Origin of the sequence: Phaeobacter sp. JH20_08 (assembly GCF_048056635.1) — a bacterium.
Taxonomy (GTDB): domain Bacteria; phylum Pseudomonadota; class Alphaproteobacteria; order Rhodobacterales; family Rhodobacteraceae; genus Phaeobacter; species Phaeobacter bryozoorum.
Genome location: NZ_JAYMVV010000011.1, coordinates 556,217 through 577,440, shown reverse-complemented (window position 1 = coordinate 577,440; position 21,224 = coordinate 556,217). Strand labels below are relative to the sequence as shown.

At 62.6% G+C, this 21,224-nt stretch carries 19 protein-coding genes and 1 pseudogene; 14 read left to right on the top strand and 6 right to left on the bottom strand.

The window, feature by feature from the left end; all coding sequences use genetic code 11:
* Nucleotides 1–95: 95 nt before the first annotated feature.
* From VWY75_RS13295 to VWY75_RS13280, 4 genes and pseudogenes are all read left to right on the top strand, one after another.
* Nucleotides 96–412, top strand: a pseudogene (locus VWY75_RS13295) (transposase); the annotation flags it as partial.
* 224 nt (nucleotides 413–636) lie between these two features.
* A complete protein-coding gene (locus VWY75_RS13290) occupies nucleotides 637–1,722 on the top strand; it encodes a Hint domain-containing protein (RefSeq protein ID WP_416539152.1) in 1,086 nt (361 codons plus the stop codon).
* 280 nt (nucleotides 1,723–2,002) lie between these two features.
* Nucleotides 2,003–2,623 carry a 30S ribosomal protein S4 gene (gene rpsD, locus VWY75_RS13285; RefSeq protein ID WP_072505221.1) on the top strand — a complete coding sequence of 207 codons (621 nt, stop codon included), beginning with the start codon at nucleotides 2,003–2,005 and terminating at the stop codon, nucleotides 2,621–2,623.
* A 205-nt stretch (nucleotides 2,624–2,828) separates the two neighbouring features.
* Nucleotides 2,829–3,413: a PA14 domain-containing protein gene (locus VWY75_RS13280; protein ID WP_416539151.1), complete on the top strand. Its 585-nt coding sequence runs from the start codon at nucleotides 2,829–2,831 to the stop codon at nucleotides 3,411–3,413.
* A 42-nt stretch (nucleotides 3,414–3,455) separates the two neighbouring features.
* Here the strand turns inward: VWY75_RS13280 and VWY75_RS13275 are convergent, their stop codons facing one another.
* Nucleotides 3,456–3,917, bottom strand: a complete 462-nt coding sequence (locus VWY75_RS13275; RefSeq protein WP_340546268.1) for an Lrp/AsnC family transcriptional regulator — start codon at nucleotides 3,915–3,917, stop codon at nucleotides 3,456–3,458.
* Nucleotides 3,918–4,069: 152 nt separating this feature from the next.
* On the opposite strand from VWY75_RS13275, the gene hisC reads away from it, so the two are divergent.
* The 3 genes from hisC to VWY75_RS13260 are packed head-to-tail and all read left to right on the top strand — an operon-like array spanning nucleotide 4,070 to nucleotide 6,944.
* Nucleotides 4,070–5,155 (top strand): histidinol-phosphate transaminase, encoded by a 1,086-nt coding sequence (gene hisC / locus VWY75_RS13270; protein WP_416539150.1) that lies wholly within the window; start codon nucleotides 4,070–4,072, stop codon nucleotides 5,153–5,155.
* Complete coding sequence (locus VWY75_RS13265; RefSeq protein ID WP_416539149.1) at nucleotides 5,152–6,072, top strand: prephenate/arogenate dehydrogenase family protein; 921 nt, start codon at nucleotides 5,152–5,154, stop codon at nucleotides 6,070–6,072. The genes hisC and VWY75_RS13265 overlap by 4 nt, the downstream gene beginning before the upstream one ends.
* On the top strand, nucleotides 6,069–6,944 hold the full coding sequence (locus VWY75_RS13260) for an extensin family protein (RefSeq protein WP_340546265.1): 876 nt from the start codon (nucleotides 6,069–6,071) through the stop codon (nucleotides 6,942–6,944). The genes VWY75_RS13265 and VWY75_RS13260 overlap by 4 nt, the downstream gene beginning before the upstream one ends.
* On the opposite strand, the gene VWY75_RS13255 is transcribed toward VWY75_RS13260, so the two are convergent.
* Nucleotides 6,941–7,942 (bottom strand): DUF2125 domain-containing protein, encoded by a 1,002-nt coding sequence (locus tag VWY75_RS13255; RefSeq protein WP_416534984.1) that lies wholly within the window; start codon nucleotides 7,940–7,942, stop codon nucleotides 6,941–6,943. The two genes, VWY75_RS13260 and VWY75_RS13255, sit on opposite strands and share 4 nt — an antisense overlap.
* 67 nt (nucleotides 7,943–8,009) lie before the next feature.
* Between VWY75_RS13255 and VWY75_RS13250 the strand changes: the two genes are divergently transcribed.
* The 3 genes from VWY75_RS13250 to VWY75_RS13240 all read left to right on the top strand — a co-directional run bounded on the left by VWY75_RS13250 (nucleotide 8,010) and on the right by VWY75_RS13240 (nucleotide 11,771).
* On the top strand, nucleotides 8,010–8,540 hold the full coding sequence (locus VWY75_RS13250; RefSeq protein WP_340546263.1) for a gamma-glutamylcyclotransferase: 531 nt from the start codon (nucleotides 8,010–8,012) through the stop codon (nucleotides 8,538–8,540).
* Between the two features lie 78 nt (nucleotides 8,541–8,618).
* Entirely contained in the window at nucleotides 8,619–9,800 is a 1,182-nt protein-coding gene (locus tag VWY75_RS13245; RefSeq protein ID WP_340546262.1) for a biopolymer transporter ExbB, read from the top strand.
* Between the two features lie 3 nt (nucleotides 9,801–9,803).
* Entirely contained in the window at nucleotides 9,804–11,771 is a 1,968-nt protein-coding gene (locus VWY75_RS13240) for a peptidoglycan -binding protein (protein WP_416539147.1), read from the top strand.
* A gap of 16 nt (nucleotides 11,772–11,787) precedes the next feature.
* On the opposite strand, the gene VWY75_RS13235 is transcribed toward VWY75_RS13240, so the two are convergent.
* From VWY75_RS13235 to gloB, 4 genes are all read right to left on the bottom strand, one after another.
* Nucleotides 11,788–12,357, bottom strand: coding sequence for a DUF2087 domain-containing protein (locus tag VWY75_RS13235; protein WP_416539146.1), 570 nt, complete (start codon nucleotides 12,355–12,357; stop codon nucleotides 11,788–11,790).
* A gap of 207 nt (nucleotides 12,358–12,564) precedes the next feature.
* Nucleotides 12,565–13,530 (bottom strand): M23 family metallopeptidase, encoded by a 966-nt coding sequence (locus VWY75_RS13230; protein ID WP_416539145.1) that lies wholly within the window; start codon nucleotides 13,528–13,530, stop codon nucleotides 12,565–12,567.
* Nucleotides 13,531–13,536: 6 nt separating this feature from the next.
* Nucleotides 13,537–15,858, bottom strand: a complete 2,322-nt coding sequence (gene clpA, locus VWY75_RS13225; RefSeq protein ID WP_340546258.1) for an ATP-dependent Clp protease ATP-binding subunit ClpA — start codon at nucleotides 15,856–15,858, stop codon at nucleotides 13,537–13,539.
* Nucleotides 15,859–16,040: 182 nt separating this feature from the next.
* On the bottom strand, nucleotides 16,041–16,814 hold the full coding sequence (gene gloB / locus VWY75_RS13220) for a hydroxyacylglutathione hydrolase (RefSeq protein WP_416539144.1): 774 nt from the start codon (nucleotides 16,812–16,814) through the stop codon (nucleotides 16,041–16,043).
* Between the two features lie 65 nt (nucleotides 16,815–16,879).
* Here gloB and VWY75_RS13215 point away from each other — a divergent pair, with 65 nt between their 5' ends.
* The 4 genes from VWY75_RS13215 to VWY75_RS13200 all read left to right on the top strand — a co-directional run bounded on the left by VWY75_RS13215 (nucleotide 16,880) and on the right by VWY75_RS13200 (nucleotide 21,206).
* Entirely contained in the window at nucleotides 16,880–17,626 is a 747-nt protein-coding gene (locus VWY75_RS13215; RefSeq protein ID WP_340546256.1) for a class I SAM-dependent methyltransferase, read from the top strand.
* Between the two features lie 584 nt (nucleotides 17,627–18,210).
* Nucleotides 18,211–18,771, top strand: a complete 561-nt coding sequence (locus tag VWY75_RS13210; protein ID WP_340546255.1) for a F0F1 ATP synthase subunit delta — start codon at nucleotides 18,211–18,213, stop codon at nucleotides 18,769–18,771.
* Nucleotides 18,772–20,310: a F0F1 ATP synthase subunit alpha gene (gene atpA, locus VWY75_RS13205; protein ID WP_340546254.1), complete on the top strand. Its 1,539-nt coding sequence runs from the start codon at nucleotides 18,772–18,774 to the stop codon at nucleotides 20,308–20,310. It begins immediately after the preceding gene.
* Between the two features lie 14 nt (nucleotides 20,311–20,324).
* Nucleotides 20,325–21,206, top strand: coding sequence for a F0F1 ATP synthase subunit gamma (locus VWY75_RS13200; RefSeq protein WP_340546253.1), 882 nt, complete (start codon nucleotides 20,325–20,327; stop codon nucleotides 21,204–21,206).
* Nucleotides 21,207–21,224: the final 18 nt, after the last annotated feature.

Sequence of the window (21,224 nt, the reverse complement as noted above, 5' to 3'; positions counted from 1 at the left end):
GTGGAAACACAGATTTGGCCCGAGAAATATGGACAGTTGAGCTAGGTGGATTTCCCGCTCCTGATCCGGCAGCGTGCCGGGACGAAGGAGCGACGATGGCCAGACGACCCAGACGGAACCACAGCCCTGCATTCAAGGCGAAAGTCGCATTGGCAGCTTTGAAGGGCGACAAAACGATGAGCGAATTGGCGACGCAGTTTGACGTTCATCCGAACTAGGTCAAGCAATGGAAAGACCAGCTCCTAGGCCGCGTGACAGACGTTTTTGACGACAAGCCGAAGGCGTCGAAGGAGACCGAGATCGATGTGAAATCGTTGCACGCGACGATAGGCCAGTTGACGCTGGAAAACGATTTTTTGGGCGAAGCGCTCGCCAAGGCCGGTCTGTTGAGAACGCTTGCGGGGTCTCACGGCAGACGCAATGATTCAGCCCTTGTCGCTCCCAGTCCTGCCAGCCGACAACCACCATCCCTTTCGTCCTTCCTCATATGAGCTGTCTTGAAATCGTCAGCTGCATCTCTTTGACCATAAAGGACGAGGGGCTGTGAACCGTTCTGGTGATGTGGCTTTTGTGGGCGGGCGGTTTCTGTTAACGTTGGTTTAACAACAATACCGCCAGAGACAGGCAGTCGAGCATATGCAAACAGGCTTTCGAGGCACCTACGTCATTTCGTGGGGGCAGACCGAAGTGGATGGTCTGCCGGGGGCGCCGGTGTCGGCACTGGCCGCCGGGGCAAGCTGGCGCTGGCGCGGGGCGCCGCTGCGGGTCGACGGGCCTGGCAATCTCCTGGAGCTGGAACCTGGCGATGCGGAGCGGGATCTGCGGCGCAATGCGGCGCGGTCCGTGCGCCGGTTGGTCGGGCTCGCGATCGAACCCGGACCGCAGGGGCGGGACCGCCCTGCTGACCGGCCGGAGGAGGACCGCCCGCAGACGGTGCTGCGGGATCGTTATTTCGTGGTGACCGACGGGCGGCGCAATTACACGGTGACGCTGATCGATGTTGGGCCCGTGCAGCGGCCGCTGTTGATGTTTGTCGATTCTCAACCTCCGAACGACAGGGATCTGTGGGTCGTCGATGTGCGGATGGACACAGGCGACCGACGCGATGTGCGGTCGCATACCGGCGTGATCTGTTTTACCCCCGGAACCATGCTGCGCACCCCTGCGGGGGCGGCACCGGTTGAACAGCTGCAGGAAGGCGACTGGATCCAGACCCGCGACAGCGGCGCCCAGCAGATCCAGTGGATTGGCGCGCGGCGGATGACCGGCGCACGGCTGTTCGTCGCGCCCGAGCTGCGCCCGGTGCGGATCAAGGGAGGGGCGCTTGGCATCGAGCGGCCCGATGCGGATCTGCTGGTCTCGCCGAGCCATCGCATGCTGCTGCGGGGGCCGCATGTGCAAAGCCTGTTCAACACGCCCGAGGTGCTGGTTGCGGCGCGCGATCTGATCAATGGTCGCGAGATTACGGTCGATACGCAGCTGCGCGAGGTCACCTATATTCATGTCTTGTTGGCGGAGCATCAGGTGCTGTGGGCCAATGGGGTCGAGACAGAGAGCTTTCACCCCGCCCAGGCGGCGCTGAGCGCGCTGCGCGATGAGGATCGCGCCCGGCTGTTGCAGCAGCTGCCGGATCTGGAAGTCGATGCGATGCGCTATGGCGAATTCGCGCGCCGCAATCTCAGCCAGCCGGAGGCGGCAATCCTGCGACATGCAGCAGCCTGACCGCTTGTCGGCCGCGCGCTGAGACCGTGCGACTGCGCCGCTGGCGGAGCCGTTTTTCCCTCTGCCTTTGGCAAGGCGTGATAGGGGCGGAAAAGCTGGTTGACTCTCTCTCGCCCTCGTCTATACACGCGGCTTCATTGGTGTTGGCGGCTCCCGCAAGGGAATGCCTGTCATGCCCGAAGAGCGCAAGGATCATCCGGTCCTTCGCGACACGGAGCAAGAGGACAACGCCCTTCGATGCAGCCCTTTGGGGTGCGACCAAAACTGAAGGAGATCAGCCGTGACCAAACGCACGTCTGCCAAGTACAAAATTGACCGCCGTATGGGCGAAAACATCTGGGGCCGTCCGAAGTCCCCGGTGAACCGTCGTGAATACGGCCCCGGCCAGCATGGCCAGCGCCGCAAGGGCAAACTGTCCGATTTCGGTATCCAGCTGCGCGCCAAGCAGAAGCTCAAGGGCTACTACGGCGACCTGACCGAGAAGCAGTTCCGTCGCATCTACGCCGAAGCTGAGCGTGTTAAAGGCGACACCGGTGAAAACCTCATTGGTCTGCTGGAGCGCCGCCTGGACGCGGTTGTGTACCGTGCCAAATTCGTTGCAACCGTTTTTGCGGCCCGTCAGTTCGTGAACCACGGTCACGTTCTGGTCAACGGCAAGCGCGTGAACATCCCCTCCTACCGCGTGAAGGAAGGCGATGTGATCGAGGTTCGCGAGAAGTCCAAGCAAATGACCGCACTGCTGGAAGCTGTTCAGCTGGCAGAGCGTGACGTTCCTGACTACGTCGAAGCCGACCACTCCAAGATGACCGCCACTTTCGTGCGCGCACCGGGCCTGTCCGACGTGCCGTACCCGGTTGTGATGGAACCGAACCTGGTCGTCGAATTCTACGCCAAGAACTAAGTCCTGTCCGAACCGGACACGACAGAAAGGGGCTGCCATCTGGCGGCCCCTTTTTCATTTGCCACCGCAGCGGAGTGTCACTGGTGATCGCCTGGGGTGACAGGTGCCACCGCCGCTGCCGCCATTTGCGATTGCCAGCTGCCCCTTTGCGGACCTATCCTTTTTGCAGACGCCCGCTCAGAGGTGATGAACAGGAAGGTAGACGATGAAAATGACCCGTATTCTGGGGATGGCTGCGATGGCAGCTGTCACCGCAACACTCACAGCAACACTCTCATGGGCGGCGCCCCTGCGCCTGACCCCGGCCAACCCGCAACCGACGGGGCTGAAGCCGGGTCTGTCGGTGCGCTATGCCTATCCCGACGACGTCAAGACGCTGCGCGCCGCTGCCAAGGCGCTGGAGGCCGGAGCTGAGGTCGGACCGCCGCTCAAGGGGCTTGATTATCGCGACACCAGCATCGGGCAGAATGCCCTCACCTCCAAACGCTCGGAGCATGTCGCGGCTGACATCCGTGGCTATGTGCGTTTTGATGCGCCGGGCATCTATACGATTGATTTCCTCACCAATGATGGCATCCGGGCGACGATCGGCGGCAAGGTGGTCGGCAAATTCGATGGTCGGCAGACCTGTCAGGAGACCTTTGCCCAGCAGGTGGAGGTGCCGCAGGCCGGCTGGTATCCGATCCATGTGCTGTATTTTCAGCGGCTGAATACCTCCTGCCTGCATATGCGCATGGGGCCGCAGGGCAGCCGTGTCACCTGGATGCCGAACAAGGCTTTTGGCCGCTGACAGGACTGCGGATTGGCGGTGACCGGTTGCGGGCGCCTGCGGCTATAGCGGCAGCGGGCGTCCTTCGGCGATGGCTTCCATGGCGAAATACGACGTGACGCTGTCCAGCTCGACACCTTCGATCAGGCGCTGGTAGACCTTGTCGTAACTGGCCATATCCTCGGTCACGACCTTCAGCTGGTAATCGTAATCGCCGCCGATGCGGTGGAAATCGACCACCTCGGGGATGGTCAGCACATGGCGGCGAAAGGTCTGCAACCATTCCGCCGAATGGTGACGTGTGCGCAGCATCACAAAGACCACCAGATCCAGCCCCAGCTGCTTGCGGTCCAGACGGGCGGTGGTGCCCTGCATCAGGCCGCTTTCGCTCAGGGTTTTCAGGCGTCTCCAGCAGGCGTTCTGCGACAGGCCGACCTGCTCTGCCAGATCGCGCTGCGAGAGGCTGGCGTCACGCTGCAGGGCGCGCAGCAGGGCCAGGTCGATGTTATCCAGCTTATGGGTCATGGCCCCATCATGGCGGCGGGCATGGCGGAGTTCAATCACTCAGTGCAGCCAACGGACGGGACCGGGACATTGCAATCCGGCAAGAGGCGTCTTGCCGCTTTCCCATTGCTGCCAAGGCGGTTATTACGAGGCGGCATCAAGGAGCATCTACCATGACCCACATCGCGCCGCAGCCTGGCATATTGGACATCGCCCTTTATGAGGGCGGGGCTGCCCATGTGAAAGGGGTGAGCAATGTGACCAAGCTCTCCTCCAATGAAAACCCATTGGGGCCAAGCCCGAAAGCCATTGAGGCAATGCAGGCGGCGGTCTCTCAGATGCACCGGTATCCGAGTTCCGATCACAGCGCCCTGCGTCAGGCGATTGGCGAGGTCTACGGCCTGCCGGCGGAGCAGATCATCTGCGGGGCGGGCAGTGACGAGATTATCACCTTTCTCTGTCAGGCCTATGCGGGGCCGGGGGATGAGGTTCTGTTCACCGAGCACGGCTTTGCCATGTATCGCATCAGCGCCCTGGCGGCCGGGGCGACCCCGGTCGAGGTGGCGGAACGCGAACGCGTCACCGATGTCGATGCGCTGCTGGCCGGATGCAGCGAGCGCACGCGGCTGGTGTTCATCGCCAATCCCAACAATCCCACCGGCACGATGATCGGCACCGCTGATCTGGCCCGGCTCGCCGATGGTCTGCCTCGGGGAGCACTGCTGGTGCTGGATGGCGCCTATGCGGAATATGTCGAAGATTATGACGCCGGGGCTGAGCTGGTGGCCAGCCGCGACAATGTGGTGATGACGCGCACCTTCTCCAAGATCTACGGGCTGGGTGGCGCTCGGGTCGGCTGGGGCTATGCGCCGAAAGTCATCATTGACGTGCTGAACCGGGTGCGTGGTCCGTTCAATCTGTCGTCCACCGCTCTTGCCGGGGCGGAGGCAGCGGTGCGGGATACGGAGTATACCGAACATTGCCGTCAGGAAAACGCCAAGTGGCGCGGCTGGCTGGCCGAGGCGCTGGCAGAGTTGGGTGTGCCTTCAGACACCTCCTGTGCGAATTTCATTCTGGCGCGCTTTGCCAGCCCGGAAGAAGCGGGCGCCTGCGATGCCTTCCTTCAGTCGCGCGGGCTGATCGTGCGCCGGGTGAGCGGATACAAGCTGCCCGCAGCGCTGCGGATCACCGTGGGTGATGAGACCGCATGCAAGCAACTGGTTGCGGCTGTGAAGGCGTTCAAGGATGGCGCGGCATGAGCGCGCCGATCTACAACCGCATCGCGCTGATTGGTCTTGGCCTGATCGCCTCCTCCATGGCACATGCCATTCGCCGTGGCGGGCTGGCAGGCGAGATCACCGGCTATGCCCGCAGCTCTGCGACCCGCGACACCGCGCGCCGGATCAACCTGTGTGATCGTGTCTGCGAGACGGCTGCGGAGGCGGCGCAGGACGCTGATCTGGTCGTGCTCTGTGTGCCTGTGGGGGCGATGGATGCTGTGATGGCGGAGATTGCGCCGGTGCTGAAACCCGGTGCCACGGTTTCCGACGTGGGGTCGGTCAAACGCCATGTGATCGACGCGGTGTTGCCGCATATCCCCGACGGGGTGCATTTCGTGCCGGCCCACCCATTGGCGGGCACCGAACATTCCGGGCCCGAGGCCGGGTTTGCCGAGCTTTATGACAACCGCTGGTGCCTGCTGGTGCCGGTAGAGGGCTGCGAGCGCGCCCCGGTGGACCGGTTGCGCCGGCTCTGGGAGGGGATGGGCTCCAACGTCGATGAGATGGACGCGGATCACCATGATCTGGTTCTGGCGGTGACCTCGCATGCGCCGCATCTGATTGCCTATACGATGGTTGGCGTGGCTGATGACCTGCGCCGGGTGACCGACAGCGAGGTGATCAAATACTCGGCTGCGGGATTTCGTGACTTCACCCGAATTGCCGCCTCCGATCCGACCATGTGGCGGGATGTATTCCTGACCAACAAGGATGCGACGCTGGAAATTCTGGGACGTTTCACCGAGGAGCTGTTTGCCCTGCAACGGGCCATCCGCACCGGGGATGGGGAGCATCTGCACCAGTATTTCACCCGCACCCGGGCCATCCGCCGGGGCATTATCGAGGCCGGGCAGGACACGGCGGCGCCGAACTTCGGCCGCGAGACCAAGTCATGAGGCGCGGCTGGCGGTCGGGGGCGCAGGCGGTTGCGACGGCAGCCGGGCTGATCGTCATGATCGCCGTCAGCGCCGGGGCCACTGCGGCCAATGCGCCTGACCGCTCGCTGCGGCCCAATGCGCGCCCGGATCCGGCGGCTGTCGCCGCTTTGACGCCGACGCCCGCCGCTGCTGCGGTCACCGTTTCATCGGATCTGCGCCCGCAAGGGCGACCGCCGTCTGAACAGGCCGTCGCCATGGCTGCGCTGCGCCTGCCGATGATGCCGACCGGTCCAGAGGCCTCTCTGCGTCCGCATCTGCGGCCCGGCGATCTGGCGGAGAAAATCCTGTTCGGCAAACGCAAACGCCGCAAGACCTCGGTCTGCGGTGATATCGACATTCAGGGAGCAGAGGTGGGTGCCGTACCGGGGCGTCTGAACGGCTGCGGCGCAAAGAACGCGGTGCGGGTGCGCTCGGTTGCCGGGGTGACGCTCAGCCAGCAGTCGGTGATGACCTGCGACACCGCCCGCGCGCTCAAGAAATGGGTGGAGCGGGATGTGGTCAAGGCCTTTGGTCGGCGTGACAAGGTGGTGGCCCTGAGGGTGGCGGCGCATTATTCCTGCCGCACCCGGAACAACCGGCCGGGCGCAAAGATCTCAGAACATGGTCGGGCCAAGGCGATTGATATCTCGGGCTTCGTTCTGGAGAGCGGCAAGGTGATCACGGTGCTGAAGGGCTGGACCGCGCGCGCCACGCGCAAGGGGCTGCGGAAAATGTGGAAAGGTGCCTGTGGCCCGTTTGGCACCGTGCTGGGGCCGCTTTCGGACCGGTACCATCTGGATCATTTCCATCTGGACGTCGCCCGCCATCGCGGCGGTCCTTATTGCCGCTAGCGCAGGATCAGACGGGGCGCTGGACCGATCGGCAGCGGACCGAGCGTGACATAGCCGGAACGCAAAGTCAGCGGCAGATCAAGGTCGCGATGGTTGCCGCCAAGCCCGGCAAAGACCCGCAAAACCCGCTCAATCCCGGAGCGCGCAGTCGGGTGCAGGCTGCCTGAGGCTTCGGCCATTTGCAGGATGTCCTGCCAGTTTTCAACCTGAAGCGCGAGATCGCCCTCTGGCAGGCCGGTCTCATCCAGACGCAGCTCGCCTGTCGCCTTGATGCGCATCGGGCCCCAGCGGGCCTCGGCCAGATGCAGCGAAATCTGGCGCGGCTGCGGGCGGCGCAGCTCAATCGCGCTGCGGTTCCAGCTGGTGTCGAACCCCACATTCATGTCGAGCGTGACCGTCTCCAGCCGCTCCGGAAGCCCCTCGGTCGCCGCTAACCGCTGGCGCAACAGCGGGTGAGGGGACACACCCTGCGCATCGGCGTGGATCTGGTAGTGGTTCTGCGCATCGGTCCGCGTCATCTCCAGCAGGACCGCCTGACCGCTCAGCTCGGGTTTGCCATTGCTCTGAATCGTCCAGTTTCTGGCCATCATGTGCAGCTGTTCCAGGTCCAGCGCGGATCCCGGTGCCAGTTGCAGCTCGGCCCGCAGCCCCTCGGCGTGCAGGATCGCGGTGCTGTCGAAATAGGAGAACCGTTGTGGTGTCGGCGGCAGCAGAAGCGTCACGGTGCCGGGCCAGAGTGCAAGGCTGCGGATGTCGAGCCAATCGGCACGCCATGCGGTGCCGGTGCCCGGATCGGCGAGGGCCGGGGTGGTGATCCGGTGATGGTGATAGAGTGGATAGCCCGAGGTGCGCAGCGTGGCATAATCGGCCTGCCAACCCTGCCGCTGCTGCTCGGCAAACCAGCCATCCAGCCCCTGACGCAGGCCCCAGGCGGCAACCGCCCAGTAGAGGCTCCAGACGGAGATCGAAATGAGCAGCATTTTTGTCCAACGGATCATCATTCGGCCTCTTTTCTGGACGTGGGATTTGATGTTTATAGACCGCGATCAAAAAAGGGCCAGCGTCATGACCATGTGGGTATTTGGATACGGATCTTTGTTGTGGAATCCGGGTTTTCCGGTGGCCCGCCGCGAAGTTGCGACCCTGCCGGGCTATGCGCGGTCCTTCTGCATGAAGTCGATCCATCATCGCGGCAGCGAGGAGAAACCCGGTCTTGTGCTGGCGCTGGATGCCATCGAAGGGGCGGCCTGTACCGGAATCGCGCTGGCGGTCGAGGCTGGCCACGAAGAGCAGACCTTGCTGGAACTGCGGGCGCGGGAGCTGATTTCCTCGGCCTATGTGGAGAAGGATCTGACGGTGCAGCTGGCCAGCGGCGGGGAAGTTACCGCCGTGACCTATGTGATTGATCCCGATCATATCCAATATTGCGGCGGCATTAGCCTCGAAACTCAGGCGCAGATCATTGCCGAAGCGGTTGGGGGACGTGGCCCCAATACCGAATATCTGTTCAATACGGCCGAGCATCTGGCGGAGATCGGGCTTCGCGACGCTGATTTGGATTGGCTTGCGGCGCGTGTGCGGGATCTTGCGTCATAAAGCCTTGGCTCTTTTGAGGATTTGCCTATAGGCTCCGGTTCTGCAAGAGCACCAAAAAAAGTGTCAGGAGCCACAGCTATGGCGCAGCCAGACCGCGAAAGCAGACCGCAGTTTTCCCAACCGGTACGCCAGATTATCATGATGCTGATCGCTCTCGGGCTGTCAGGGTTCGGGGCCTTTGTGGCGCTGCCGCGCGTTTTGCCGGTGTTTGAAGCCAACCCCTGGCTCAACGGGTTTATCGGTCTGGTGTTTGTTTTCGGCGTGATGGCCTGTTTCTGGCAGGTGCTGCAACTGATCGGGTCGGTGCGCTGGATCGAGGCTTTCGCTGCCGGGGTCGCCAGAGAGGATGTTCGCCCGCCGTCGATGCTGGCACCGCTGGCGTCGCTGTTGCGGTCGCGGGGCGCGCGGATGCAGCTTGGCTCATCATCGACCCGCTCGATCCTCGATTCCGTTGCGACCCGGATCGACGAAGAGCGTGAAATTACACGCTATATCGTTAACCTATTGATTTTCCTTGGCCTTCTGGGGACGTTCTATGGTCTTGCGACCACGGTGCCAGCGGTGGTCGATACCATCCGCAGCCTTGCCCCGCAGGAAGGCGAGGAAGGGATCGCAGTGTTCAACCGGCTGATGACCGGGCTTGAGGCGCAGCTGGGCGGCATGGGCGTTGCCTTTGCCTCGTCTTTGCTGGGGTTGGCGGGATCGCTGATCGTCGGGCTGCTTGAGCTGTTCGCAGGCCATGGTCAGAACCGGTTCTACCGTGAGCTTGAAGAATGGCTGTCGTCTTTTACCCGCGTCAGCTTTTCCTCAGGCGAGGAGACAGGCGGCGGTGAAAACACGGCACTTGCAGGTGTGCTGGACAGCATGACCGAGCAGATGGACGCGTTGCAGTCGATGTTTGTGCAAACCTCCGAAGCCCGTGCCGGGGTGGATCAGAAACTGTCCGAGCTGGTGGATGCGATTACAGATATGAACCGGCGGCAGGACCAAACCGAAGGCACGGCCCGGGCGCTGGAGCGGGTCGCAGTGGGGCAGGAGGCCCTGACCGAACTGATGCGCGCCCATGGCGACGTCGGGCTGGATGCCGAAAGCCGGATGCGGCTGCGCTCTATCGACGTCCAGATGCTGCGCATCCTCGAAGAAATCTCCGCCGGCCGTCAGGAGAGCCTGGCGGAGCTGCGCAAGGATATCGACCTCCTGGTCAAGGCCTTTGCCCGACCGCGTGGATTGGGTCGCACCGCACGCGGCTCCGAGGACTAAGCGATGGCCCTGTCACGTCGCACCGGACAACGTTTTCAGGCCTCGATCTGGCCCGGGTTCGTGGATGCGATGACGGGTCTGTTGCTGGTCCTGATGTTTCTTCTGACCATCTTCATGGTGGTTCAATTTGTGCTGCGCGAGACGATTTCGGGGCAGGAAAGCCAGCTGGATGAACTGGCCGCGGAAGTCGGGGCGCTGGCGGATGCGCTTGGGCTGGAGGAGCGGGCCAACAGCCAGTTGCAGGCCCGTCTTGGCGCCTTGTCGGCGACGCTCGGCACCACGCAGGGCGCACTTGAGGCTGCCGAGGCGGAGCTGTCGGCGGCGCGCGGAGAGATCAGCGATTTTGAGGCGCAGGTTGCGCAGCTGTTGCTTCGCCAGGAGGAGGCCAATGCCACGATCAGTGATCTGACCGCGCAGCGCGCGGCGTTGCAGGCCTCGCAGTCTGAATTGGAAGGCGAGCGTGACGCGCTCTCGCAGGCGCTGGCTGCCAGCCGCGGTGAAATCGACGCCCAGACGGAGGCGGCCCGGCTGGCTGCGGCCAAACGCGAGGCGCTGGAGGCACTGGTTGCCGATCTGGAGACTACGGCGGCGGATGCCACGGCCGCGGCGCAGCAGCTGGAAACGGAGCTCACCTCTGCCGAGGCAGCGCGCCTTGCGGAAGCGGCTGCCGCCGAGGCGCTGCGCAACCGGCTGCAAGATGCGGATGCCGAATTGACCGCCATGACCCTCGCGCTTGAGGCGCAGCGGCAGGCCGCCGAGGATACGCTGACATTGCTTGCCGCTGCTGAAACGGCCAAGGACCAGCTGGATGCGCGGCTGGCCGAGGTTCTGGACGCGCTCGACAGCGCACAGGCAGCGAGCGCGGACCGGGATGTTCTGGCCGAGCGGCTGACCCGTGTCTTGGCGCAGCTCGATGCCACACAGACACGCGCCGACAGCGAGGTCGCGGCATTGCAGGAAGAGCTGGACCGGCTGCGGCAGAGCCGCGACACCGCGCAATCGGATCTTGAAACCACCACGGCGGCGCAGGCCGAATTGGAACAGCGCCTGCTGGAGGCGCTGGGTAAATTGGAACAGGCCAATGCAGCTGCTGCGGACCGGGATCTGTTGCAGCAGCGATTGCTGGCGGCCCTGAGCGACGGCAAGGATCAGGCCGCCGAAAGCGCCGAGCTGGCGAGCCTTGCAGAGCAGCGTGCCGCCCTGCTGGCACAGGCCCGCGAGAGCCTGAACGCCGAGCAGGCCATATCCGAGGAGGCGCGGCGTCAGACCGCACTGTTGAACCAGCAGGTCGCCGCCCTGCGCGAACAGCTTGGCGGTTTGCAGGCTCTGCTGGACGATTACAAAGCCCGTGATGCAGCACAGTCGGTGCAGATGCAGAACCTTGGTCAGGATCTCAACGCTGCCCTGGCCCGGGCAGCCGCCGAGGAACGCCGACGTCGGCTGCTGGAGGAGAGTGAGCGCAAGCGACTGGAGGCTGAGGCAGAGCAGCTCAGCTCCAAGGCGCAGGATCTTGAGCAGTATCGTTCAGAGTTCTTTGGCAGGCTGCGCGATGTGCTGGGTAATCAGGAAGGGGTGCGGATCGAAGGCGACCGTTTTGTCTTTGCCTCGGAAGTGCTGTTTGCCCCCGGAAGCGCCGATCTTTCGCTGGAAGGGCGGGCTGAAATCGCCAAGGTCGCAGGGATCCTGCAGACCGTGGCAGCGGCCATTCCGCCGGAAATCAACTGGATCATCCGGGTTGACGGGCACACCGATGACACCCCGTTGGGGGTGCACCCGAAATTTGCCGATAACTGGGAGCTGAGCCAGGGCCGCGCGCTGTCGGTGGTGCGCTACATGGTGCAGGCGCTGGGCATCCCGCCCGAGCGCCTGTCTGCCAATGGATTTGGTGAATATCAGCCGGTGAATCCAGCCCCGACTGCGGCTGCACGGGCGCAGAACCGCCGGATCGAGCTGAAATTCACCGAGCGCTGAGGTGCCATTGCCGGTGCTACCGGCGCGTGATCTGCGCTGCTGCCTGGGTGCGCTGTTTGCGGCGGGCTGCCAGTCGCGAAATCAGTGCTTTGGCTTCGGCGGTGGGCTCCTGTTCGATACGCCTGTAGTCGCTGCCATCGCGTTGCCGGGTCAGCAATCCACAGGAAATCATGGTGCGCCGCAGGGTTGCGGGATCCCTGAAGCGATGTTCGCCGATCAGCAGCGCATTCACCTGCGCCTCCTGCAACGCCCTGTCGGCCGGAAAGACCGACCAGAGCCCAAACAGCGCAAGCGTCTGCACGGCGCGTTTTGACGGCCAGCGCAGCAGCCGCCCGTGATCATCGAAATGGCCCAGCGTGCGCTCGATCAGCCGATGATCAGCCGCCGGCGCCATTGTGGTTTTCGCGAGCCGTCGGGCCGCTGCCTGTATGGCGCGCTGGTGTTGCAGGTTCTGAAAACCGGCGGCGCGGGCGAGCATGTTCATCAGTGTCAGATGCGAGGGGCTGGCCTCGCCCAGTTGCCGGGACAAGGCGCGGGAGAAATGGGACAGGTCATCCACCTGTAGGGGAAGCGGTTTTCGGGTCATATTGCATCCAATCGGCGCCTGTGCGGGTCGTTGGTCGCTGTCCTGACGACGCGGCGCCATCTGCAATGGAAACCGTTCGGTGATATGGCAGGTTTAGCTCTCCCATGCGGGAGCAGCGACGCCTCGGTGTCTGCCGACCGTGGCAGCAGATTAGCCGCTGAGAGCGGCAAGGCCAAGAGGGCTTGGCCCCGCCGTGTCGGTGAAGCCCTATTTCACCGTCATTTCCTGGCGCTGATCATCTACGACCTGGCCGTCGCGCAGCAGTGTCGCGGTTGCGATGTAGCGGCCGGGTTGCAGCCCCGATCCACGGATCCGTTTGCCCGCGGCGCGGTACAGCTGCGCTTGGGTTTTTTCCAGCGGTTCGGTCTGCTCCAGCAGGGTGCCCTGCGGCCCGTCGATACGCAGCACCAGCTGGTCACCGCTGCGGGCGCCGAAGGCATAGGCCCAGAACACGATTGCGCCGCTGCCGGATGCCAGCGGCGACTGATCGGCGATCCCGGCCTTGATCGCGGCAAATTTCGGAACATGGTCGGCAAAGCCGCTGCCTAGAAAGCCGCCGGCCTGATAGGTGATCTCCTCGGCCCAGAGCGGCGCGCCGATGTCGGCACCGCAGCCCTGCTCCATCCGGGGGCCAAAGGGGTCTATGGTGACACCATCCTTGCGCACGGAAAGATGCAGATGGGGAAACTGGGTGTTGCCGGAGAGGCCGATTTCCCCAAGCGGTGTGCCGGCCGTGACCCTGTCGCCGGAGCTGACCTGGATGGACCCACGTTTCATGTGGCAATACTGAGTTTCCCAGCCGCCGCCGTGGCGCAGCAGAACCCCGTTTCCACATTCCCGCCCCTCGATCGCGGGGTCGTCCGGCCCGCTGGAATAGCGGTCCTCCATCCCGTCGCGGCTGCCGACCACGGTGCCATCCGCCGCGGCAAAGACGGCGACGCCGGCCTCCATGTCGCTGAGATAGGGCAGGGCGATATCCGTACCCTTGTGGCCGTCATAGGTGAGGGGATTGCAGGTGAAATCCTGTGTCGCCGGTCCGATGGCGCGGTCGACATATTGCTGGATCTGGCAGCTGTCGCCGAGGGTACAATCGACCGGCCAGTCCAGAACGAGATCGCTCGCCGCGACGGGCGCGGCGAGCGAGGAGAGAAATGCCAGGGGCAGAAGACGCATTGGCTGTTACTCGGCCGTAAGCAGCGGCGGCCTGTCCCCCGAGATGCGAGGCTTGGCCGGGCCTTCGATCCTGAGATCCAGTTTGCCATCCTTGATGCCGACCTTGACCAGGCCCCCCTTGGAGAGTTTGCCAAACAGCAGCTCTTCCGCCAGCGGTTTCTTGATGTGCTCCTGAATGACACGGCCCAGAGGACGCGCGCCCATGCGGTCGTCGTAGCCTTTGTCAGCCAGCCATTCTGCCGCCTTGCGGGTGAGTTCGATCGAGACATTGCGGTCCATCAGCTGGGCTTCCAGTTGCAGGACAAATTTCTCGACCACCTGCAGGATGACGTCCTTGGGCAGCGGTGCAAAGGAGATCACCGCGTCCAGACGGTTGCGGAACTCCGGGGTGAACGTGCGTTCGATGGCGGCTGTATCCTCGCCTTCGCGGCGGTCACGACCAAAGCCGATGGCGGCCTTTGCCTGCTCGGATGCGCCGGCATTCGAGGTCATGATCAGCACGACATTGCGGAAGTTCACGGTACGGCCGTTGTGATCGGTCAGCTGGCCATTATCCATGACCTGCAACAGGATGTTGAACACATCCGGGTGCGCCTTCTCGATTTCATCCAGTAGCAGCACGCAGTGGGGATGCTGGTCAACACCATCGGTCAACAGCCCGCCCTGATCAAAACCGACATAGCCCGGAGGCGCACCGATCAGGCGGGAAACCGCGTGTTTCTCCATGTATTCGGACATGTCAAACCGCAGAAGCTCCACACCCAGCGTATCGGCGAGCTGTTTGGCGACCTCTGTCTTGCCGACGCCGGTGGGGCCTGCAAAGAGATAGTTGCCGATGGGTTTTTCCGGTTCGCGCAGACCGGCACGGGCCAGTTTGATGGCGCTGGACAGCGCCTCGATCGCGTTGTCCTGACCAAAGACCACCCGTTTCAGCGAGCGCTCCAGATCCTTCAGCACCTCGGCGTCGTCCTTGGAGACGTTTTTGGGCGGGATGCGGGCGATCTTGGCGACAACCGCTTCGATCTCCTTCACACCGATGGTCTTGCGGCGTTTGCTTTCGACCACCAGATGCTGTGCGGCACCGGCCTCGTCGATGACGTCAATCGCCTTGTCCGGCAGTTTGCGATCATTGATGTAGCGGGCGGAGAGCTCCACCGCAGATTTGATCGCATCGCTGGTAAAGCGGATGCCGTGATGGTCCTCGAAATAGGGTTTCAGCCCTTTCAGGATCTCGATGGAATCCTCGACCGACGGTTCATTCACATCAATTTTCTGGAACCGGCGGGACAGCGCGCGGTCCTTCTCGAAATGCTGGCGGAACTCCTTGTAGGTGGTGGAGCCCATGGTGCGCAGCTTGCCGCCCTGAAGCGCGGGCTTCAGCAGGTTGGACGCGTCCATGGCCCCGCCGGAGGTGGCGCCTGCGCCGATCACCGTGTGGATTTCGTCAATGAACAGAACTGCATCGGGGTGATCTTCCAGCTCGGTAACGACGGCTTTCAGACGTTCCTCGAAATCGCCGCGGTAGCGGGTGCCCGCCAGCAGCGCGCCCATATCCAGCGAGTAGATGGTGGTTTCCGACAGAACCTCGGGCGTTTCACCGGCGACAATCTTGCGCGCCAGGCCTTCGGCGATGGCGGTCTTGCCAACGCCGGGATCGCCAACCAGAAGCGGGTTGTTCTTGCGGCGGCGGCACAGAACCTGGATGCAGCGCTCAACCTCGTGGCTGCGCCCGATCAGCGGGTCAATGTCGCCCTCGCGCGATTTTTCATTGAGATCGACGCAGTATTTCGCCAGCGCGCTCTCTTTCTTGTCGCCCTCGGTGGTGGGCTGGGGCTCTTCCTCGACTTCGGGGGAGCCGGTGACGGGCCGGGACTCACCAAAGGCCGGATCCTTGGCCACGCCATGGGCGATGAAATTCACCGCGTCATAGCGGGTCATGTCCTGATCCTGCAGGAAGTAGGCCGCGTCGCTCTCGCGCTCGGCGAAGATGGCGACCAGCACATTGGCGCCCGTCACCTCGGTCCGGCCGGAGCTTTGAACATGGATGGCGGCGCGCTGGATCACGCGCTGGAAGGCAGCGGTCGGTACCGCTTCGGAGCCGTCGATGTCGGTGACCAGATTGGCGAGATCCTCATCGACAAATTCGACAAGGGTTGCACGCAATTCGGTGAGGTCGACACTGCAGGCGCGCATGACGCGGGCCGCGTCCGGCTCATCCAGCAGGGCCAGAAGCAGATGCTCCAGGGTTGCGAATTCGTGACGCCGTTCGTTTGCCAGCGCAAGCGCGGCGTGAATGGCCTGTTCCAAAGTGCTCGAGAATGAAGGCACGGGCGTGCTCCTCTTGGTCTTGGGTTGGCGTTGAGGCTGTGGGACGGATGCCTAGCCTTCCACAGTCCAACCATGTCCTGATAGTATTAGAGTTTGGTTGATACGTGCCCGGCTTCAAGTTCTTTCTTGCAATTTCTTGTCACATTTCTCGTGACTGTGCCGTGAAACGGCAGCCGGGGCGGTTAAAACTTGTCCTTTCGCGCCCGGATTTCAGCAAAGACCTTGGTCGCCGGCGCCCCTCCCATGCCAAGGGCATCCTTGACGCTGTCGAGATGGGCCCGCAGGAACGGGTTGGTGTCCAGCTCCTCCTGCAGGCGTGACGGGACTGTTGGCCGCCCTTCTGCACGGTCCGCATCAATCGCCGCGCAGCGCTGTAGCAGAGCCGGGTTGTCCGGGTCGATGGTGAGCGCGAAGCGGGCATTGGACTGGGTGTATTCATGGCCGGAATAGACCGTGGTGTCGCGGGGCAGGGCGGCGAGTTTCTGCAGGCTCTGCCACATCTGGTCGGCAGTCCCCTCAAACAGGCGGCCACATCCCAGCGCCATCAGGCTGTCGGCTGTGAAAACCGCTGAGGACGCCGGGAGGTGAAAGGCAATATGGCCGAGGGTATGGCCAGAGACATCCAGCACATGGACCTCCTCGCCGAGGCAGCTGAAGGTCTCTCCCTCGGCCACCGCCAGATCTAGATCCGGCAGGCGATGGGCATCGGCGCGCGCGCCGACGATCTGGCAGTCATAGGATGCACGCAGGTCGGCGACCCCGTCGATATGATCCCAGTGGTGGTGAGTCAGCAGGATCTGATCCAGCCCCCAGCCGCGCCTGTCTAGCTCCGACTTGATGGCCTCCGCTTCCGGCGCATCAACCAGCGCGGTCTGACCGGTGGCGGCATTGTGCAGCAAAAAGGCATAGTTGTCGGACAGGCAGGGCAGGGTGACGATTTCAATGGGCATGGTCATTCGCTTCTCGATGGGTAAACTGACGGCGACTGGCCTCAGATTGGCCCAAGCAACGGACGCCCGCAATGCATGTTGATGTTCAGGATCTGAGGAATTTCTACTATCGCAGCACCTTGGGGCGGGCGGCGCAGGCGTCGATCCGCGGTCGGCTGCTGGAATTATGGCCCGAGGCGGCCGGGCTTACGGTCGCGGGGTTTGGGTTTGCGGCACCGCTGCTGCGCCCCTATCTGGCAGAGGCGCGGCGGGTGATTGCGCTGATGCCCGGGCCGCAGGGGGTGATGCAATGGCCGGCCGGGCTGCCCAATGTTTCGGTGCTCTGCGAAGAGACCTCCTGGCCGATTGAAACCGGGCATGTGGATCGGCTGGTGCTGCTGCACGGGCTGGAGACCTCGGACCGGCCGTCGCATCTGCTGGAGGAATGCTGGCGGGTGCTGGGACCTGGGGGGCGCGCCGTCTTTGTGGTGCCCAACCGTGCCGGTCTCTGGGCGCGCTCGGATGTGACCCCGTTTGGCTTTGGCCGCCCCTATACGCTGAGCCAGGTGGAAAATCAGCTGCGCCTGCATCAGTTCACCGTCGAGCGGCACTCAGCCGCGCTTTATCTGCCGCCCAGTCAGCGCCGCTTCTGGCTGAAGTCCGGGCCTTTGTTTGAGCGGATGGGGGATCGTCTTCCGGCGATGCTGGGGGGCGGTGCGTTTCTGGTGGAGGTCAGCAAGCAGGTGCATGTCCAGCGCGGCGAGATGACCCGCCTGCGCCGTCCCAACCCGATCCGGGTGCTGGAAGGGTTGTCCAATCCGATGCCCGAACCGGCGTGACGGGGGCGATTTCAGGGGCGGGCGGATGTGTCCGGGCGGTCGTCGATGTGGTTTGCGGCATATGCACAGGGTGACGGCAGGTCGCCTGCAAACGACGCCGCGTCGCGACGTCTGCGGGCTGGACAGGTGGCGCAAAATGGGGCGCGATGAGAGGCTATGAAATAGGCGGTTCTTAATCTTTGGCAGGTGGCGCAGGATGACCTTGCGGAAGGCGGCTTCGGGTGCTCTGGTGCTTGATTCCCCGCATATGGTTCAAAATCGCGCTTTCAGTGCTCGTTTTCGACGGTTTGGAGGTTTTTTTGTCCTCAGGGCGTGATTTTTGCTGATTTGGAATCGCAAAATTGACGCCTAAAGTCGGTTTTTTTGACGCATGTTCTGTCGTTTCATCGAGTGTTATTGCCTAATCACTTGAAAACGCTTGAAACTTCCTTTTTTACCTCGCTGTCCAAGGCAGTTGATAGGTTGCCAACGCTCTGCTACATCCACGCTGATTTTGACGCCCCACCAGATTGTGGGGAGACCTCACGCCCCCGGACGCCACCTGCAAGGGTCAGCCAACCGGGGCCAATATCGGAAGGGTGGACGTGTCCGAACCAGCTTCGATCTCCGCAGGCATTGCCGCGCGCTATGCCACCGCGATCTTTGAGATCGCCGAAGAGAGCAAGGCGCTTGATAGCCTTGAAACCAGCATCAATGACCTGTCTGCCGCTCTGGCGGATAGTGAAGATCTCCGCGACCTGATCACGTCACCCCTGGTGTCGCGTCAGGAGCAGGGGGCTGCGATCACCGCAATTGCCAAGAAAATGGGCCTGGCCCCGGTTCTGGCGAATGCGCTGTCGCTGATGGCCGAAAAGCGCCGCCTGTTTGTGGTGCCTGCGCTGCTCGAGGCTCTGCGCGCACGCCTGGCCGAAACCCGTGGTGAGATTACCGCCGATGTCACATCGGCAAAGGCGCTGACCAAGACCCAGAGCGAAAAGCTGGCCAAGACACTGGCCGAACGCACCGGGAAAAAGGTCGTGATCAATGCAACCGTCGATGAAAGCATCATTGGCGGTCTTGTCGTTAAAGTGGGCTCGAAGATGATCGACAGTTCGATCCGCTCCAAGCTCAACTCCCTACAGAACGCAATGAAAGAGGTCGGATAAATGGGTATCCAAGCAGCAGAAATTTCTGCGATCCTGAAAGACCAGATCAAGAATTTTGGTCAAGAAGCCGAGGTGGCAGAAATTGGCCGCGTGCTGTCCGTTGGTGACGGTATTGCCCGCGTCTACGGTCTCGACAATGTCCAGGCCGGCGAGATGGTCGAATTCCCCGGCGGCATCATGGGCATGGCGCTGAACCTCGAATCCGACAACGTCGGTATCGTTATCTTCGGCTCCGACCGTGACATCAAAGAAGGTGACACGGTCAAGCGGACCAACTCCATCGTGGACGTTCCCGCTGGCCCCGAGCTCCTCGGCCGCGTAGTCGACGGTCTGGGCAACCCGCTGGACGGCAAGGGTCCGATCAACGCATCCGAGCGCAAGGTTGCCGACGTGAAGGCACCGGGCATCATCCCGCGTAAATCGGTTCACGAGCCGATGGCAACCGGCCTGAAATCGGTTGACGCGATGATCCCGATTGGCCGTGGCCAGCGAGAGCTGATCATTGGTGACCGTCAGACCGGTAAAACCGCCGTTGCGCTGGACGCCATCCTGAACCAGAAAGTCTACAACGACGCCGCTGGTGATGATGAATCCAAGAAACTGTACTGTGTTTACGTCGCGATCGGCCAGAAGCGCTCGACCGTGGCCCAGCTGGTGAAGAAGCTGGAAGAAACCGGTGCGATGGAATACTCGATCGTGGTTGCCGCAACCGCGTCCGAACCGGCTCCGATGCAGTTCCTGGCGCCTTACGCCGCGACCGCGATGGCCGAATACTTCCGCGACAGCGGCAAGCACGCGCTGATCGTTTATGATGACCTCTCCAAGCAGGCCGTGGCCTATCGCCAGATGTCGCTGCTGCTGCGTCGTCCGCCGGGCCGTGAAGCCTATCCTGGTGACGTTTTCTACCTGCACTCCCGCCTGCTGGAGCGTTCCGCGAAGCTGAACGAAGAATTCGGTGCCGGCTCGCTGACCGCGCTGCCCGTGATCGAAACCCAGGGCGGCGACGTGTCCGCGTTTATTCCGACCAACGTGATCTCGATCACCGACGGTCAGATCTTCCTGGAAACCGAACTGTTCTACCAGGGCATCCGTCCTGCTGTGAACACCGGTCTGTCGGTATCGCGTGTGGGCTCCTCGGCTCAGACCAATGCAATGAAATCCGTTGCTGGTCCGGTTAAGCTGGAACTGGCTCAGTACCGCGAAATGGCAGCCTTTGCACAGTTCGGCTCCGATCTGGACGCCGCGACCCAGCAGCTGCTGAACCGTGGTGCCCGCCTGACCGAACTGATGAAACAGCCGCAGTACGCACCGCTGACCAACGCCGAGATCGTTTGTGTGATCTTTGCAGGTACCAACGGTTACCTCGACAAAGTCGACGTGAAAGCAGTCGGCCGTTACGAGGCTGGCCTGCTGGCGCATCTGCGCAGCAAGCACCAGGACCTGCTGGATTGGATCACCAACGAAGACCCGAAGATCAAGGGTGATGCAGCCGACAAGATCAAAGCAGCTCTGGACGCGTTCGCAGCTGACTTCGCTTAAGGGGGGATCAGGCGTTGCCTAACCTTAAAGACCTTAAAAACAGGATCGCGTCGGTCAAATCGACCCGCAAGATCACCAAGGCCATGCAGATGGTCGCGGCCGCAAAACTGCGCCGCGCCCAAGAGGCCGCCGAAGATGCACGTCCCTATGCCGAACGGTTCAATGCCGTTATGGCCGGGCTCGCCGCATCTGTCGGTGGCAGCGATTCTGCACCCAAACTGCTTGCCGGCACCGGTAGCGACCAGGTTCATCTCCTGGTCGTGCTGACCGCCGAACGCGGGCTTTGCGGGGGCTTCAATTCCAACATCGCCAAGCTGGCCCGGGTGGAAGCCCAGGCGCTGAAGGCGGCGGGTAAGACTGTCAAGATCCTGACAGTCGGCAAAAAAGGCCGGGACGCGATGAAGCGCGACCTTGGCGAATATTTTGTCGGCCACGTGGATCTGAGCGACGTCAAACGTGTTGGCTATGCCAATGCGCAGGACATCGCCAAGGACGTTCTGGCCCGCTTTGATGCCGGGGAATTCGACGTTGCGACGCTCTTTTATGCGCGGTTCGTGAACGTTGTGACCCAGGTGCCGACAGCCCAGCAGGTGATCCCGGCGTCGTTCGATGCCACGGAAGACGCGGCTGCGACCAGTTCTGCGGTTTATGACTACGAGCCCAGCGAAGAGGCCATTCTGGCCGACCTGCTGCCGCGCGGCGTCGCAACGCAGATCTTTGCAGCGCTGCTGGAAAATGGGGCCTCCGAACAGGGTGCCCGGATGAGCGCGATGGACAACGCGACCCGCAACGCGGGCGAGATGATCGACAAGCTGACCATCGAGTTCAACCGCTCGCGTCAGGCCGTGATCACCAACGAGCTGATTGAAATTATTTCGGGCGCCGAGGCGCTCTAAAAGAAAACCGGAGACGAA

Excerpts from the sequence above, each read along its gene's own strand:
- gloB (WP_416539144.1), bottom strand. The coding sequence starts at position 16,814 with ATGACCATGCCCATTGAAATCGTCACCCTGCCCTGCCTGTCCGACAAC.
- VWY75_RS13275 (WP_340546268.1), bottom strand. The coding sequence starts at position 3,917 with ATGACCCATAAGCTGGATAACATCGACCTGGCCCTGCTGCGCGCCCTG.
- VWY75_RS13240 (WP_416539147.1), top strand. The coding sequence starts at position 9,804 with ATGGCCCTGTCACGTCGCACCGGACAACGTTTTCAGGCCTCGATCTGG.
- VWY75_RS13245 (WP_340546262.1), top strand. The coding sequence starts at position 8,619 with ATGGCGCAGCCAGACCGCGAAAGCAGACCGCAGTTTTCCCAACCGGTA.
- VWY75_RS13215 (WP_340546256.1), top strand. The coding sequence starts at position 16,880 with ATGCATGTTGATGTTCAGGATCTGAGGAATTTCTACTATCGCAGCACC.
- hisC (WP_416539150.1), top strand. The coding sequence starts at position 4,070 with ATGACCCACATCGCGCCGCAGCCTGGCATATTGGACATCGCCCTTTAT.
- VWY75_RS13280 (WP_416539151.1), top strand. The coding sequence starts at position 2,829 with ATGAAAATGACCCGTATTCTGGGGATGGCTGCGATGGCAGCTGTCACC.
- VWY75_RS13250 (WP_340546263.1), top strand. The coding sequence starts at position 8,010 with ATGACCATGTGGGTATTTGGATACGGATCTTTGTTGTGGAATCCGGGT.
- atpA (WP_340546254.1), top strand. The coding sequence starts at position 18,772 with ATGGGTATCCAAGCAGCAGAAATTTCTGCGATCCTGAAAGACCAGATC.
- VWY75_RS13265 (WP_416539149.1), top strand. The coding sequence starts at position 5,152 with ATGAGCGCGCCGATCTACAACCGCATCGCGCTGATTGGTCTTGGCCTG.
- VWY75_RS13230 (WP_416539145.1), bottom strand. The coding sequence starts at position 13,530 with ATGCGTCTTCTGCCCCTGGCATTTCTCTCCTCGCTCGCCGCGCCCGTC.
- VWY75_RS13290 (WP_416539152.1), top strand. The coding sequence starts at position 637 with ATGCAAACAGGCTTTCGAGGCACCTACGTCATTTCGTGGGGGCAGACC.
- VWY75_RS13260 (WP_340546265.1), top strand. The coding sequence starts at position 6,069 with ATGAGGCGCGGCTGGCGGTCGGGGGCGCAGGCGGTTGCGACGGCAGCC.
- VWY75_RS13235 (WP_416539146.1), bottom strand. The coding sequence starts at position 12,357 with ATGACCCGAAAACCGCTTCCCCTACAGGTGGATGACCTGTCCCATTTC.
- VWY75_RS13255 (WP_416534984.1), bottom strand. The coding sequence starts at position 7,942 with ATGATCCGTTGGACAAAAATGCTGCTCATTTCGATCTCCGTCTGGAGC.